The sequence below is a fragment of the Streptomyces sp. NPDC020996 genome, from assembly GCF_040641355.1.
GTDB lineage: Bacteria > Actinomycetota > Actinomycetes > Streptomycetales > Streptomycetaceae > Streptomyces.
Genome location: NZ_JBFADM010000014.1, coordinates 88,671 through 102,142 on the forward strand (window position 1 = coordinate 88,671; position 13,472 = coordinate 102,142).

A 13,472-nucleotide genomic window follows, 5' to 3' on the forward strand; every position below is an offset into this window, starting at 1 on the left:
CCGGGCACCAGGTTAGCGCCCGGGCCGGAGCCGGGTCACTTCGCGGCCGGCGGCTCGCACAGCGCGATCCCGCGCTCCCACAGACTGCCCAGCACGAGGTGGCCCGCGGCCTCGCAGACGCTGGTGACCATGCGGAAGCCGGAGCGGTGACGGGCGAGGTGGTGGACGGTCGCGCCCCGGTCGTCGACCGCGACGACGCCGATCGTGCCGCTCGGGCGGAAGGGGGCGCGGACGGCGACGCGGGCGGCGGCCCGGCGCACGGCGGGCGCGGCCCGGTGCAGGGCGTCCAGGGGCGGCATGCGGGGCCCGGCGAGGGAGACCCAGATCGGGCCCTCGGGACCGGCGCGCCAGATGTTGTCCGGCATGCCGGGCAGGTTCTCGACGAAGGGCTCGCCGGTGCCCGCCTTCGGGCCGTCGAGCCAGTAGCGGGTGAGCCGGTACGCCCCGGTCTCGGCGACGACCAGGAAGGACTCGTCGGCGCCGACCGCGAGCCCGTTGGCGAACCGAAGCCCGTCCAGGAGCACCTCGGGGGTCTCGCTGCCGGGGGCGAGGCGCAGCAGCAGGCCGGTCGCGGTGTTCTCGACCAGGTCGCCGATCCACTGGCGCAGGGGGTAGCGGCGGCTGGAGACGGTGAAGTACACGCTGCCGTCGGACAGGGCGACCACGTTGCTGCAGAACCGCAGCCGCTCCCCCGCCAGCGAGTCGGCCAGGATGCGTACGACGCCGTCGTCGAGGCCGACGCGCAGCAGCCCGAGTTCGGCGTCGCACACCAGCAGGGCGTCGTCGGGGAGGAGTTCGAGGCCGAGCGGGCGGCCGCCGGTCTCCGCGATCACCTCGACGCGGGCGGCCGACGGCTCGGCCAGACCGTCGACGCGCAGGATGCGGCCGTCCTCGATGCCGGTCAGCACCCGGCCGCGGGCGTCGGCGACGACGTCCTCCGGGCCGTGTCCGCCGATCGCGACGTACCGGCGCGGGACGAGCGCGGTGGGACGGTCCATGAGGCTCCCCCTCGTTGTCGGGACGGTCCATCCTGGCAGCTGCGCGCGCCTCGTGCCGCGCACCGCGGCACGCGCCCGGGTACCCTCGCCGTGCCACGTCACCCGGCCCGGTTCACGGGTCGGTGCCGCGTCACCCGGCCCGGTTCAGGGTCCGCGCCGCGTCGTCCTGCCCGGTTTACGGGTCCGTGCCGTCGGCCACTCGGTCCGGTGTGCGAGCAAGTCGGAGAAGGGGTGGTCCCATGTCGCGTCCGCCCGGGCGGCGTACCGGCGGCCGCCCCGGCCGAGGAGCCTGCTGCCCGCGGTGGCCGCGTTGAACGGCCGGCGCTTCCGGCCGCGCGCGGCATGGCACCAGCTGGGGCTCGCGGAGCTGACCCGGCGGGGCCGGGAGCTGGAGCTGATGCACCGGGCCATGGGGTTCGCCACGCTGGCCCTGGTCACGCTGGCTCCGCTGCTGATCGTGATCGCGGCCGTGGACCCGCTCGGGCACGGCGGGTTCGCCTTGTGGCTGGTGGACGGCATGGACCTGTCCGGCCGGTCCGCCAAGGCGCTGTCGGACGTCTTCACCCCGCCCAGCAAGGTGGTCAGCACCACCGGCGCGCTGAGCATCGTGCTGCTGGCGCTGTTCGGGCTCTCCTTCGCCGCGAGCGTGCAGAACGGCTACGAGCGGATCTGGCGGACGGCCGCCGGCCCCTGGCACCGGCTGTGGCGCCAGACCGTGTGGCTGATCATGCTCATGGCCTACCTGTACGCACAGGTCCAGACCCGGAACGTGCTGCAGGGGCCCGCCCGCGTCCCGCTCAGCATGGCGGTGGGGGTGCTGTTCTTCTGGTGGGGGCCGCACTTCCTGCTGCACCGGCAGGTCGGATGGGGGCACCTGCTGCCCGGCGCGATCGCCACGATGGCGGGCCTGGTCGGGCTGCGCTGGTTCTCCTACCTGGTGTTCACCCCGCTCCTGGTCACCAACGCGATCAGTTACGGCCCCGTCGGCACGGTGCTGGTGGTGGAGTCCTGGCTCGTCGGCGTGGGGTTCGTGGTCTACGGCGGTGCGCTGGTGGGCCGGCTGCTGTGCGAGCGGTTCTGGGACGCCGACCCGCCGGACCGGCAGGTGCCCCGGCACCATCACGGAGGGCGGGGGCCGTCGGCCGCCGCCCGCTCCGCGGACCCCGCGCAGCCGGGTCCGTCCGAGTGACCCGCGGCCCGCTCAGCCGGCCCGCTCAGCCGGACCGCTCAGCCGGACCGCTCAGCCCTGCTCCGCGCCCGTCTCGTCGTCCTCGGCGTCCTCGTCGCGCTCGCCCTCGGCCTGGGAGGGCGTGGTGCGCGGCACTTCCTCGGCGGGTGAGATGTCGTCCCGCTCGCCCTCGGCCTGGGACGGTGTCTGCTCGCTCATCAGGCCTCCTGGTCTGGTCCGATCCGGTCCGTTCCGGTCCGGTCCGGTCAGTTCCGGCTCGTACGGCGCATCCGAGTACCCGGATACGGCCCGTCCCTACCGGCCCGTCTCGAACGTCCGGGCCGGGCGACGGGGCCCGGCCGCTCCCCGCGGCCGGGCCCCGTCGCCCAGGAGGGACTGAGGAGGTCAGCGGTGGGTGAACCAGGCCATGGCCGGGAGCGCCTTGTCGTCGTAGCCGAACAGCGCCTGGTTCTCCCAGCCGTTGCCGGACGCCGCGTCCGCGGGGTCCCAGCCGTTGCCGTCGACCGCGGTCCAGGTGGCCTCCCAGTAGAAGACGCCGAGGCCGCGGTGGTTGGGCACCGCCTCGACGATGTTCGCGACGGCGTTCATCCAGGCCAGCTGGCCCGCCGTGGTGGCCGGGTAGCCGGAGACCAGTTCGCCGGTGGTGTCGATGATGTTGGTGAGCGAGTCGTCGCTGTCCAGACGGAACGGGTAGGCCGTCTCGGCGATGAACACCGGCTTGCCGTAGCGGGAGGCCGCGTCGTCGAGGGTGGTCTGGGCGGCGGCCAGGGAACCGTGCCAGTAGCCGTAGTACGACAGGCCGATCACGTCGTAGTTGATCCCGTACGTCTTGGCGTTGTCGAACCACCAGCGGACCGTGCCGTCGTCGCCCGCGTTGGCGAGGTGCAGCGCGACCTGCGTGCCGGAGGAGACCGCCTTCACCGCGCTGTAGCCGGAGTTGATCAGGCCGGCGAGCTGCGTCCAGTTGCTCGTCGAGCCCTCTGACCACAGCATGCCGCCGTTGATCTCGTTGCCGACCTGGACCATGTCGGCGGTGGTGCCCTGGGCCTTGAGTGCGCTGAGGACGTCGTAGGTGTGGTTGTAGACGTCCGTCTTCAGCCGGCTGTAGGTGTGGCCGGACCAGGCGGCGGGCTTGTTCTGCTTGCCCGGGTCGGCCCAGGAGTCCGAGTAGTGGAAGTCGACCAGCAGCTTCATGCCGGCCGCCTTGACGCGCTTGGCCATGGCCAGCACGTGCGCCTTGTCGTTGTAGCCGTCGGCGGGGTTCACCCAGACCTTCAGGCGCGCGTAGTTCATGCCGGCGTTCTTCAGGATGGTGACCGCGTCGCCGGCGGTGCCAGAGCTGGTCCGGTACACGCCGCCGTACGCCTCGCTCTTGGCGAGGGAGGAGATGTCGGCGCCCTTGACGGACAGGCCTGTCGAGCCGGAGGCGAAGGTCAGGTCGTCGACGTTGATCCAGTTGCCGGCGTTGGCGTCGGAGGTGACGCTGATCGTGCACTGGCCGGCGGTGACCGCGACGGAGGTGACGACGCGCACCCAGTCGCTGGTGGACACCGGGAGATCGGTGCGCTGCTCGGCACTGCCGCAGTTCTTCAGCGAGAGGTAGGCGGCGTTCTGGCCGCCGCTGGAGCGGACCCAGGCGGTGAGCGTGTAGGTGCCGGACGCCAGCCCGGACAGGTACTGGTACGTCTCCACCTTGTAGGCGGAGGACGCCCAGTGCGTCAGGCGGTAGCTCCCGCCGTGGCCGCCGGACTCGGTGTAGGAGGCGCCGGTGCTGCCGTACTCCGACCAGCCGGTGGGGGTGGCCGCGCCGGTGCCGTCCGCCTCGAAGCCGCCGTTGGTGAGGGTGGCGGCGGCCTGTGCGGTGGTGGCGGGCAGGGCGGTGAGGGCGAGCCCTGCCACGAGCGGCAGCAGCAGGGCCCTGAGGGTGCGTCTGGGATGGAACATCGTCGTCCGTCGTCCCTTCGACGTGAATGGGGGTGGGTTCCCTCGTGACGTGAGGGAGGCCCCTCCGCCCGCGGCTCGCGGCTCCACGGGCGGAGGGGAGCCTGCTCGGCGACTGTCCGGCGGGTCGTGCCGGACAGTCACCGGCCGTCGAGTCGTACGACCCGGACGGCTCCCGCGGGGACCGCGAGGCGGCCCGCGGCGCGTTCGCCGGTCAGCAGTTCGGTGCCGTGCGTCTCCAGCGGCACCTTGGCGTCCGACGCGGTGTGGTTGACGGCGAACAGGTAGCTGCCCGACTCGCCGGTGCGGCGCACGACCTCCACGTCACGGGGCAGGTCGGTGCGCGGCGCGAGGCCGGCGTCCTCGGCGGCCCGCTCCAGCAGGGCGTCCAGGCCGTCGGCGCCGAGGCGGGTGGAGACGTACCAGGCGGTGCCCCGGCCGTGGCGGTGGCGGGTGACCGCCGGGCGGCCCGCGGGCAGGCCGTCGGCGTACGTCCACACGGTCTCGGCGCCGCCGGGGACCACGAACTCGCTCCACACGTCGGCGGCGAGCTCGCGGCCGTCCGGTCCGGCCAGCCGCACCGACTGCCCCTGCAGCAGCGGCGAGAACTCCTCGACGGTCAGGCCGAGCACGTCCCTCAGCGGGCCCGGGTAGGCACCCTCGTGGACGGCGTCGTGCTCGTCGACGATGCCGGAGAAGTACGAGACGACGAGGGTGCCGCCGCCGTCGACGTACCTCTCCAGATTGACGCCGGCCGCCTTCGTCATCAGGTACAGGGCGGGCACGACGACAAGGGGATACCTCGACAGGTCGGCTTCCGGGTGCGCGAAGTCGACCGTGAGGTGGCGGTCGTAGAGGGCCTCGTAGAAGGCGTCGGCGCGCTCACGCGGGTCGTGGTCCTCGCTGGGGCGCCACTGGAGGTTCTGCGCCCACCAGGACTGCCAGTCCCACAGGACGGCCACGTCGGCCTCGGTGCGGGTGGAGCGGACGGTGGCGAGGCAGTCGATCGCCGCGCCCAGCTCGACGACCTCGCGCCACACGCGGGTCTCGGTGCCGCCGTGCGGCAGCATCGCCGAGTGGAACTTCTCGGCGCCGCGCCGGGACTGGCGCCACTGGAAGAACATCGCACCGTCGGAGCCGCGGGCCACGTGGGCGAGGGAGTTGCGGGCCATCTGGCCGGGCGCCTTCGCGGGGTTGCGGGGCTGCCAGTTGACGCCCGACGTGGAGTGCTCCAGCAGCAGCCAGGGGGCGCCCCCGGCGACCGAACGGGTGAGGTCGGCGGCCATCGCGAGGTTGACGTGGGTGCGGCGGCCGTCGGTGATCAGGTAGTGGTCGTTGGTGACGATGTCGACCTCGCGGCCCCAGGCCCAGTAGTCGACGGAGTCGCACTGGCTGAGCGCGGTCATGAAGTTGGTGGTGACCGGCACGCCCGGTGACAGGCGGTGCAGGATGTCCCGTTCCGCACGGAAGTTCTCCCGCATGGTGGCGTCGGCGAAGCGCCGGTAGTCGAGGGCCTGGCCGGGGTTGCCGACGGTCGGGGTGCGGCGCGGCGGGTTGATCTGGTCGAAGCCGGCGTACCGCTGGCCCCAGAAGGCGGTGCCCCAGGCGTCGTTGACGGCGTCGACGGTGCGGTACGTCGCCGCCAGCCAGCGGCGGAAGTGGGCGGCGCAGGAGTCGCAGTAGCAGGCCGAGACGGGGACGCCGTACTCGTTGTGCACGTGCCACATCGCGAGCGCCGGGTGGTCGCCGTAGCGCTCGGCGAGCCGTGTGGTGATGTCCGCCGCGGCCGCGCGGTAGTCGGCGTTGCTGTGGCAGATGGCGGCGCGGGAGCCGAACTCGTAGCGCACGCCGTCCTCGGTGACCGGCAGCGCCTCGGGGTGGGCCCGGTAGAACCAGGCGGGCGGGGCCACGGTCGGCGTGCCGAGGTCGACCCGGATGCCGCCCTCGTGCAGCAGGTCCAGGACGCGGTCCAGCCAGGCGAAGTCGTACACACCCGGCGAGGGCTCCAGCAGGGCCCAGGAGAAGATCCCGACGCTCACCATCGTGACGCCGGCCTCCCGCATCAGCCGGACGTCCTCCTGCCAGACGCTTTCCGGCCACTGCTCGGGGTTGTAGTCCCCGCCGAAGGCGAGCCCGGTGAGGCCCCTGGGGGTGGTCTCCGGCATGGAATCTCTCCCGTTTAATCGATCATTTGGGAACGTGCACACACAGCGGCGGCCGTGCGAGCCCAACATAACCGCACAGCAACAACCATTGACAAGTGTCCGGGATGTTTCTCTACTGTGAACGCTCACAGAAGCACCGCGAGCGAGCCCCGGCCGAGGTCATGGAGGCGAGCCGCGGCACCACCATGGCTGGTCCTCGCAGTGGGCGGGGGCCCCAGGTCAGGGGAGAGATCCATGCCCAACACCCAGCGCGGACGGCTCGTCAGAGGCACCGCCACCGTCGTCGCCGTCGCCCTCGGCGCCACCGCCCTCGCCGCCTGCGGCTCGTCCGACGACGACAGCGGCACCGAATCCGGTCCGGTCTCGCTGACGTACTGGACCTGGACGCCCGGCATGGACAAGGTCGTCGACCTGTGGAACAAGGGCCAGGGCAAGAAGGACAAGATCACGGTCACCGTGAAGAAGCAGGCCTCCGGCGACTCGCTGATCACCAAGATCCTCACCGCGCACAAGGCGAAGAAGGCACCCGACCTGGTGCAGGCCGAGTACCAGGCGCTGCCGACGCTGGTCAGCAACGGCGCCCTGGCCGACATATCCGGCGAGGTCGGCGGCGCGAAGAGCAGCTTCGCCGAGGGCGTCTGGCAGCAGACCACGCTCGGCACGGACGCGGTCTACGCCGTCCCGCAGGACATCGGGCCGATGATGTTCTACTACCGCGCCGACCTCTTCAAGAAGTACGGCCTGAAGGTCCCCGCCACCTGGGACGAGTTCGCCAGGACCGCCCGCGCGCTGAAGAAGAAGGCCCCGGACAAGGACCTCACCACCTTCTCCGCCAACGACTCCGGCCTCTTCGCCGGCCTCGCCCAGCAGGCCGGCGCCAAGTGGTGGACGACCTCCGGGAACAAGTGGAAGGTCGGCATCGACGACGCGGCGACGCGCAAGGTCGCCGGCTTCTGGGGCGGTCTGGTCAAGGAGGGCGCCGTCGACAACCAGCCGATGTACACCCCGGCCTGGAACAAGGCGCTGAACACCGGCAAGCAGATCGCCTGGGTCTCCGCCGTGTGGGCGCCGGGCACGCTGACCACGGCCGCGCCCGACACCAAGGGCAAGTGGGCCATGGCCCCGCTCCCCCAGTGGTCGGCGGGCGAGAACGTCACCGGCAGCTGGGGCGGCTCCTCCGTCGCGGTCACCACCGACTCCGCGCACAAGGCGGCCGCCGCGAAGTTCGCCGCCTGGCTCAACACCGACGGCCAGGCCCTGCAGGCCCTGGCCAAGGAGAGCGGCATCTACCCGGCCGCCACGAACGCCCAGACCAGCGGCGCCTTCGCGACCCCGCCGGCCTACTTCGCCAACCAGCCGGACTTCTACACCAAGGCCGCCGAGATCGCGAAGACCACGGCGCCCTCCGCCTGGGGCCCGAACGTGAACGTCGCCTACACCGCCTTCAACGACGCCTTCGGCGCCGCCGCGAAGAACAAGTCGGACTTCACCGCGGCCTTGAAGACGATGCAGGACACCACGGTCGCCGACCTCAAGAAGCAGGGCTTCGAGGTCTCCGAGTGAAAGCCGCACGCCGGAAGCCGTACGGGGTGAAGGGGGCCCCTTACGGCTTCCTTCTCCCCGCGACGGCCCTCTTCGCCCTGTTCTTCGCGCTGCCCATCGGCTACGCGGTGTGGCTCAGCTTCCGCAAGGTCCACGTCTCCGGCCTCGGCCTGGGCGCGGGCGCCCGCAAGGAGGTCTGGGCCGGCCTGGAGAACTACACCGACGCCCTCACCGACAGCGAACTGGTGGACGGCGCGCTGCGCGTGCTCGGCTACGGCTGCGTCGTCGTGCCGGTGATGCTCGGCCTCGCCCTGCTGTTCGCCCTGATGCTCGACTCCGACCGGGTGCGCCTCGCGCCCGTCACCCGGCTCGCGATCTTCCTGCCGTACGCCATCCCCGGCGTCGTTGCGGCGCTGCTGTGGGGCTTCCTGTACCTGCCGGACGTCAGCCCGTTCTACTACCTGCTCGCGAAGCTGGGGCTGCCGCAGCCGGACCTGCTGGACGGCGGTCCGCTCTACCTCGCCCTGTCGAACATCGCGGTGTGGGGCGGCACCGGCTTCAACATGATCGTCATCTACACCTCGCTGCGGGCCATCCCGGCCGAGGTGTACGAGGCGGCCAGGCTCGACGGCGCCACCCCGCTGCAGATCGCGCTGCGGATCAAGATCCCGATGGTGGCTCCCTCGCTGGTGCTGACCTTCTTCTTCTCGATCATCGCCACGCTCCAGGTGTTCAACGAGCCGACCACCCTCAAACCGCTCACCAACTCCGTGTCGACGACGTGGAGTCCGCTGATGAAGGTCTACCGGGACGCCTTCCGTACCGGTGACGTGTACCAGGCGGCCGCCGAGGCCGTGATCATCGCCCTCGCCACGCTCGTGCTGTCCTTCGGGTTCCTGCGGGCCGCGAACCGGCGTCAGAAGCAGGAGGCAGCACGATGAGTTCTCTTGCCGTCCGCAAGGCCGCGCCGACGGCCGGGACCACGCCCGGTACCGTGCCGGGCCCGCCGCCGCGCCCCCGGGTCGCGTGGGTGCCGACGGTCACCCTGGTGCTCGGCGCCCTCTACACGCTGCTGCCGGTGGCATGGGTGGTGATCGCGTCCACCAAGTCCGGGCGCGAGCTGTTCTCCACCTTCACCTTCCTGCCGGGCACGGGCTTCGCCGACAACATCAAGGACCTCACCGCCTACCGCGACGGCGTGTACTGGAAGTGGATGGGCAACTCCGCCCTCTACGCCGGTCTCGGCGCCCTGCTGTCGACGTGCGTGTCGGCGGTCAGCGGCTACGCGCTCGCGGTCTACCGCTTCCGCGGCCGCGAGACGGTCTTCAACGTCCTCCTCGCCGGCGTGCTCATGCCGCCGGTCATCCTCGCCGTCCCGCAGTACCTGCTGCTGGCGCAGGCGGACCTCACCGACTCCTACTGGTCCGTGCTGCTGCCGCAGATCCTCTCGCCGTACGGCGTCTACCTCGCGCGCATCTACTCGGCCGCCGCCGTGCCCGGCGACATCGTCGAGGCGGGGCGGATGGACGGCGCGAGCGAGTGGCGCGTGTTCACCCGGATCGCGCTGCCGATGATGGTGCCGGGCCTGGTGACGGTGTTCCTGTTCCAGTTCGTGGCGGTGTGGAACAACTTCCTGCTGCCGTACATCATGCTCAGCGACGACGAGAAGTTCCCGATCACGCTCGGTCTGTACACCCTCCTCGAACAGGGCTCCAACCAGCCCGCGCTGTACACGCTGGTGATCACCGGCGCGTTCCTGGCGGTGATCCCGCTGGTCGCGCTGTTCCTGGTGGTCCAACGGTTCTGGAGCCTCGATCTGCTCTCCGGGGCCGTAAAGTCATGACCATGGGCAACACGGGGGGCCGACGCAGACCGCCGACGATCCACGACGTGGCGCGCGAGGCCGGAGTCTCACGGGGCACCGTCTCGCGCGTCCTCAACGGCGGGCACTACGTCAGCCCGGCCGCGCAGGACGCGGTCAACGCGGCGATCCGCAAGACGGGTTACGTCGTCAACCGGCACGCCCGCTCGCTGATCACCGGGCGGTCGGACTCGGTCGGCTTCCTGCTGACGGAACCTCAGGAGCGTTTCTTCGAGGATCCCAACTTCAACGTCCTGCTGCGCGGCTGCACCCAGGCGCTGGCCGCGCACGACATCCCGCTGCTGATGATGCTGGCGGGGACCGAGGACGAGCGCCGGCGCATCATGCGGTACATCACCGCCGGTCACGTGGACGGAGTGCTGCTGGTCTCCAGCCACTCCGGCGACCCGGTGGCCGAGGAGCTGCGGGCGGCGGGCGTGCCGCTGGTCGCCTGCGGCAAGCCGATCGGGCTGGGGTCGAAGGTCAGTTACGTGGCCGCCGACGACCGGGACGGCGCCCGGGACATGGTGCGTCACCTGCTGTCGCTCGGGCGGCGGCGGGTGGGCGTGGTCACCGGGCCGCTGGACACCCCGGGCGGTGTGGAGCGGCTGGCCGGCTACAAGGAGGTGCTCGCCGAGGCGGGGATCGAGGCCGACGAGCGGCTGATCGTCTCCGGTGACTACAGCCGGGCCAGCGGCGAGACGGGCGCGGAGCGGCTGCTGGCGCAGGCCCCGGACGTGGACGCGGTGTTCGTCGCCTCCGACCTGATGGCGCAGGGTGTGCTGACGGCCCTGGAGCGGGCGGGGCGGCGCGTGCCGGAGGACGTGGCGGTCGGCGGTTTCGACGACTCCCCGGCCGCGCTGGCCGCCCGCCCCGAACTGACCACCATCCGCCAGCCCTGGGACCGGATCAGCTCCGAGATGGTCCGGGTGCTGCTGGCCCAGATCGGCGGCGAGGACCCGGCGGCGGTGATCCTGCCGACGGAACTGGTGAAGCGCGAGTCGACGTGACGGCGTGTGCGGCGCCCGTTCGCCGCGACCCGCGCTGCGGGAGGCGGGCGCCGAGGTGGTGCAGGACATGCGGGACGTCGGCAACGGCAGGCTGATCGCCTTCGTGGAGGACGCCGACGGCAACCGGGCCGGGCTGCTCCAGGACCCGCCCGCCTGAGCCGTCCCCGGTGGGTGCCGGGCAATGGATGCGTCCGCACTGGTTGCGCAGTCAACGAGTGGCGGACCCGGTGTTACCGTGCGGGTATGGCAGCTGAGACGGCCGACGCCCGGCTCGAGGAGCGGTGGCGGGACATCCTGTCCGTGCACGCGCGCACGATGTGCGAGATCGACCGGGTCCTGCACCCGCACGGGCTCGGCGCGAGCGACTTCGAGGTGCTCGACCTCCTCGCGTCCGAGGCGCCCTCCCACGGCGACCACTGCCGGGTGCAGAACCTCGTCGGCCGGGTCCACCTCACTCAGAGCGCGCTGTCCCGGCTCATCGGCCGACTCGAGAAGGACGGCCTGGTCGAGCGCTCCGTGTGCACCGAGGACCGGCGCGGCGTCTGGGTCGCCCTGACCGCCAGGGGCCGCGAGGTGCACGGCCGCGCGCTGCCCCTGCAGCGCGCCGCGCTCACCCGCATGCTGGACGACCGCACCGCGCCGTGACCCGCGGGGGCGTGTCCCGGAACACGCCCTCGCGACCTACGGGCGGGCGAGCAGCGTGCGCACGCCCTCGGAGGTGAGCGTCAGCGGGTGGTCGGAGCCGGCGTCTATGGTCAGCGACAGGTCGTCGGCCGGCCACTGCGAGGCCAGCGCGCCCAGCGGCACCAGGCGGTAGCGGGAGACGAACGGCAGCAGCTCGACCATCTCCGGCTCCGAGGTGAACACGGGCACCACCGGGTTGCCGCCCGGCTGCTCCAGGACGGGCAGCGCCACCGCGGACGGATCGGCGATGTCCTCCGGGGTCGCGTCGTCGGGCACGGGAACGAGGACCTCGCTGCTCGCCAGCGTGTCCAGCGCCGCCGTGTCGTCGGTGTTGACGGCCAGTGCGTCCAGCGCCCGCCTGGCCGGAGTGACGTTGTGGTCATGCGCGGGTGTGTCCATGGCAGATCCCCTGGTAGCGATGGTCGTAGGCCCGCCCCGGACAAGATCGCAGCCAACACCGCCCGCCGGGCACGGTCCTGCTCGCGTACCCGATCCGGACGGGGCCATTCCTGCGCGGAACGGGGAACGGCCACCCCGTGTGAAACGACCGGACGGCGAGGGTTTAACATATGAGCGCCGTCTAGCTCGAAAGATGAACCTGTGACTGTCAACGACGCCTCGTTCACCAACTGGAAGCACCGCGAGGAGATCGCGGAGTCGATGATCCCGATCATCGGGAAGCTGCACCGCGAGCGGGACGTCAACGTCCTGCTGCACAGCCGCTCCCTGGTGAACAAGTCGGTGGTCAGCATTCTCAAGACCCACCGATTCGCCCGGCAGATCGCCGGTGAGGAGCTCTCGGTCACCGAGACGCTGCCGTTCCTCCAGGCGCTCACCGCGCTCGACCTCGGTCCGTCCCAGATCGACATCGGCATGCTCGCCGCGACCTACCGGACCGACGACCGCGGTCTGAGCGTGGAGCAGTTCACCGCCGAGGCCGTCGCGGGCGCCACGGGCGCCAACAAGATCGAGCGCGGCGAGGGCCGCGACGTGGTCCTCTACGGCTTCGGGCGCATCGGCCGGCTGGTGGCCCGCCTGCTCATCGAGAAGGCCGGCTCCGGAAACGGCCTGCGGCTGCGCGCGATCGTCGTCCGCGGCGGCGGCGAGCAGGACCTCGTCAAGCGCGCCTCGCTGCTGCGCCGCGACTCCATCCACGGCCAGTTCCAGGGCACGATCACCGTCGACGAGGCGAACAGCACGATCTACGCCAACGGCAACGCGATCGAGGTGATCTACGCGAACGACCCGTCCGAGGTCGACTACACCGCGTACGGCATCAAGAACGCCATCCTCATCGACAACACCGGCAAGTGGCGCGACCGCGCGGGCCTCTCGCAGCACCTGCGTCCCGGCATCGACAAGGTCGTGCTGACCGCGCCGGGCAAGGGCGACGTCCCGAACATCGTGCACGGCGTCAACCACGACACGATCAAGCCCGACGAGCAGATCCTGTCCTGCGCGTCCTGCACCACCAACGCGATCGTGCCGCCGCTGAAGGCGATGGACGACGAGTTCGGCGTGCGGCGCGGTCACGTGGAGACCGTCCACTCGTTCACCAACGACCAGAACCTGCTGGACAACTACCACAAGGCCGACCGGCGCGGCCGCTCGGCGCCGCTCAACATGGTCATCACCGAGACCGGCGCGGCGTCCGCCGTCGCGAAGGCGCTGCCCGACCTGAAGGCGCCGATCAGCGGCAGCTCGATCCGGGTGCCCGTCCCGGACGTCTCGATCGCGATCCTCAACCTTCAGCTGGCGCGGGAGACGTCGCGCGAGGAGGTCCTGGACTACCTGCGCGAGGTGTCGCTGACCTCGCCACTGAAGCGCCAGATCGACTTCACCACGGCGCCCGACGCGGTCTCCAGCGACTTCATCGGCTCGCGCCACGCCTCGATCGTCGACGCGGGCGCCACCAAGGTCGAGGGCGACAACGCCATCCTCTACCTCTGGTACGACAACGAGTTCGGCTACTCCTGCCAGGTCATCCGCGTCGTCCAGCACGTCTCCGGGGTGGAGTACCCGACGTTCCCGAGCCCGGCGGTCTGACCCGGCCGGACGGAGCGTCCGGTGCACCCAGCCCCG

Annotated in this window: 12 protein-coding genes and 1 pseudogene; 8 read left to right on the plus strand and 5 right to left on the minus strand. The window is 71.5% G+C overall.

The genetic code is table 11. From position 1 onward, the window contains the following. Positions 1 to 35: 35 nt before the first annotated feature. A complete protein-coding gene (locus AB0G63_RS13310; protein WP_360748907.1) occupies positions 36 to 998 on the minus strand; it encodes an SMP-30/gluconolactonase/LRE family protein in 963 nt (320 codons plus the stop codon). Between the two features lie 397 nt (positions 999 to 1,395). Between AB0G63_RS13310 and AB0G63_RS13315 the strand changes: the two genes are divergently transcribed. Continuing rightward, complete coding sequence (locus AB0G63_RS13315) at positions 1,396 to 2,187, plus strand: ribonuclease BN (RefSeq protein WP_360749003.1); 792 nt, start codon at positions 1,396 to 1,398, stop codon at positions 2,185 to 2,187. A gap of 51 nt (positions 2,188 to 2,238) precedes the next feature. Here the strand turns inward: AB0G63_RS13315 and AB0G63_RS13320 are convergent, their stop codons facing one another. The 3 genes from AB0G63_RS13320 to AB0G63_RS13330 all read right to left on the minus strand — a co-directional run bounded on the left by AB0G63_RS13320 (position 2,239) and on the right by AB0G63_RS13330 (position 6,293). After that, a complete protein-coding gene (locus tag AB0G63_RS13320; RefSeq protein ID WP_360748910.1) occupies positions 2,239 to 2,385 on the minus strand; it encodes a hypothetical protein in 147 nt (48 codons plus the stop codon). Positions 2,386 to 2,571: 186 nt separating this feature from the next. Next, positions 2,572 to 4,131: a glycosyl hydrolase 53 family protein gene (locus tag AB0G63_RS13325; protein WP_360748913.1), complete on the minus strand. Its 1,560-nt coding sequence runs from the start codon at positions 4,129 to 4,131 to the stop codon at positions 2,572 to 2,574. Positions 4,132 to 4,268: 137 nt separating this feature from the next. Next, positions 4,269 to 6,293, minus strand: a complete 2,025-nt coding sequence (locus tag AB0G63_RS13330) for a beta-galactosidase (RefSeq protein WP_360748917.1) — start codon at positions 6,291 to 6,293, stop codon at positions 4,269 to 4,271. Between the two features lie 234 nt (positions 6,294 to 6,527). On the opposite strand from AB0G63_RS13330, the gene AB0G63_RS13335 reads away from it, so the two are divergent. The 6 genes and pseudogenes from AB0G63_RS13335 (at position 6,528) to AB0G63_RS13360 (ending at position 11,351) form a co-directional block, all read left to right on the plus strand. Further along, positions 6,528 to 7,856, plus strand: coding sequence for an extracellular solute-binding protein (locus tag AB0G63_RS13335; RefSeq protein WP_360748920.1), 1,329 nt, complete (start codon positions 6,528 to 6,530; stop codon positions 7,854 to 7,856). Beyond that, positions 7,853 to 8,776, plus strand: coding sequence for a sugar ABC transporter permease (locus AB0G63_RS13340; protein ID WP_360748923.1), 924 nt, complete (start codon positions 7,853 to 7,855; stop codon positions 8,774 to 8,776). The genes AB0G63_RS13335 and AB0G63_RS13340 overlap by 4 nt, the downstream gene beginning before the upstream one ends. Beyond that, positions 8,773 to 9,678, plus strand: a complete 906-nt coding sequence (locus AB0G63_RS13345) for a carbohydrate ABC transporter permease (RefSeq protein WP_360748926.1) — start codon at positions 8,773 to 8,775, stop codon at positions 9,676 to 9,678. Before AB0G63_RS13340 ends, AB0G63_RS13345 begins: the two co-directional genes overlap by 4 nt. Continuing rightward, on the plus strand, positions 9,675 to 10,706 hold the full coding sequence (locus tag AB0G63_RS13350) for a LacI family DNA-binding transcriptional regulator (RefSeq protein WP_360748929.1): 1,032 nt from the start codon (positions 9,675 to 9,677) through the stop codon (positions 10,704 to 10,706). The genes AB0G63_RS13345 and AB0G63_RS13350 overlap by 4 nt, the downstream gene beginning before the upstream one ends. A gap of 31 nt (positions 10,707 to 10,737) precedes the next feature. Further along, a pseudogene (locus AB0G63_RS13355) lies at positions 10,738 to 10,863 on the plus strand (glyoxalase); the annotation flags it as partial. An 86-nt stretch (positions 10,864 to 10,949) separates the two neighbouring features. After that, on the plus strand, positions 10,950 to 11,351 hold the full coding sequence (locus AB0G63_RS13360) for a MarR family transcriptional regulator (RefSeq protein WP_360748932.1): 402 nt from the start codon (positions 10,950 to 10,952) through the stop codon (positions 11,349 to 11,351). Between the two features lie 36 nt (positions 11,352 to 11,387). Here AB0G63_RS13360 and AB0G63_RS13365 read toward each other — a convergent pair whose 3' ends face one another. Then, positions 11,388 to 11,789 (minus strand): SseB family protein, encoded by a 402-nt coding sequence (locus tag AB0G63_RS13365; protein WP_360748935.1) that lies wholly within the window; start codon positions 11,787 to 11,789, stop codon positions 11,388 to 11,390. A gap of 201 nt (positions 11,790 to 11,990) precedes the next feature. Here AB0G63_RS13365 and AB0G63_RS13370 point away from each other — a divergent pair, with 201 nt between their 5' ends. Then, positions 11,991 to 13,436 carry a glyceraldehyde-3-phosphate dehydrogenase gene (locus AB0G63_RS13370; RefSeq protein ID WP_360748938.1) on the plus strand — a complete coding sequence of 482 codons (1,446 nt, stop codon included), beginning with the start codon at positions 11,991 to 11,993 and terminating at the stop codon, positions 13,434 to 13,436. The last annotated feature ends 36 nt before the right edge of the window (positions 13,437 to 13,472 follow it).

Excerpts from the sequence above, each read along its gene's own strand:
- AB0G63_RS13330 (WP_360748917.1), bottom strand. The coding sequence starts at position 6,293 with ATGCCGGAGACCACCCCCAGGGGCCTCACCGGGCTCGCCTTCGGCGGG.
- AB0G63_RS13360 (WP_360748932.1), top strand. The coding sequence starts at position 10,950 with ATGGCAGCTGAGACGGCCGACGCCCGGCTCGAGGAGCGGTGGCGGGAC.
- AB0G63_RS13320 (WP_360748910.1), bottom strand. The coding sequence starts at position 2,385 with ATGAGCGAGCAGACACCGTCCCAGGCCGAGGGCGAGCGGGACGACATC.
- AB0G63_RS13345 (WP_360748926.1), top strand. The coding sequence starts at position 8,773 with ATGAGTTCTCTTGCCGTCCGCAAGGCCGCGCCGACGGCCGGGACCACG.
- AB0G63_RS13365 (WP_360748935.1), bottom strand. The coding sequence starts at position 11,789 with ATGGACACACCCGCGCATGACCACAACGTCACTCCGGCCAGGCGGGCG.
- AB0G63_RS13335 (WP_360748920.1), top strand. The coding sequence starts at position 6,528 with ATGCCCAACACCCAGCGCGGACGGCTCGTCAGAGGCACCGCCACCGTC.
- AB0G63_RS13325 (WP_360748913.1), bottom strand. The coding sequence starts at position 4,131 with ATGTTCCATCCCAGACGCACCCTCAGGGCCCTGCTGCTGCCGCTCGTG.
- AB0G63_RS13310 (WP_360748907.1), bottom strand. The coding sequence starts at position 998 with ATGGACCGTCCCACCGCGCTCGTCCCGCGCCGGTACGTCGCGATCGGC.
- AB0G63_RS13315 (WP_360749003.1), top strand. The coding sequence starts at position 1,396 with ATGCACCGGGCCATGGGGTTCGCCACGCTGGCCCTGGTCACGCTGGCT.
- AB0G63_RS13350 (WP_360748929.1), top strand. The coding sequence starts at position 9,675 with ATGACCATGGGCAACACGGGGGGCCGACGCAGACCGCCGACGATCCAC.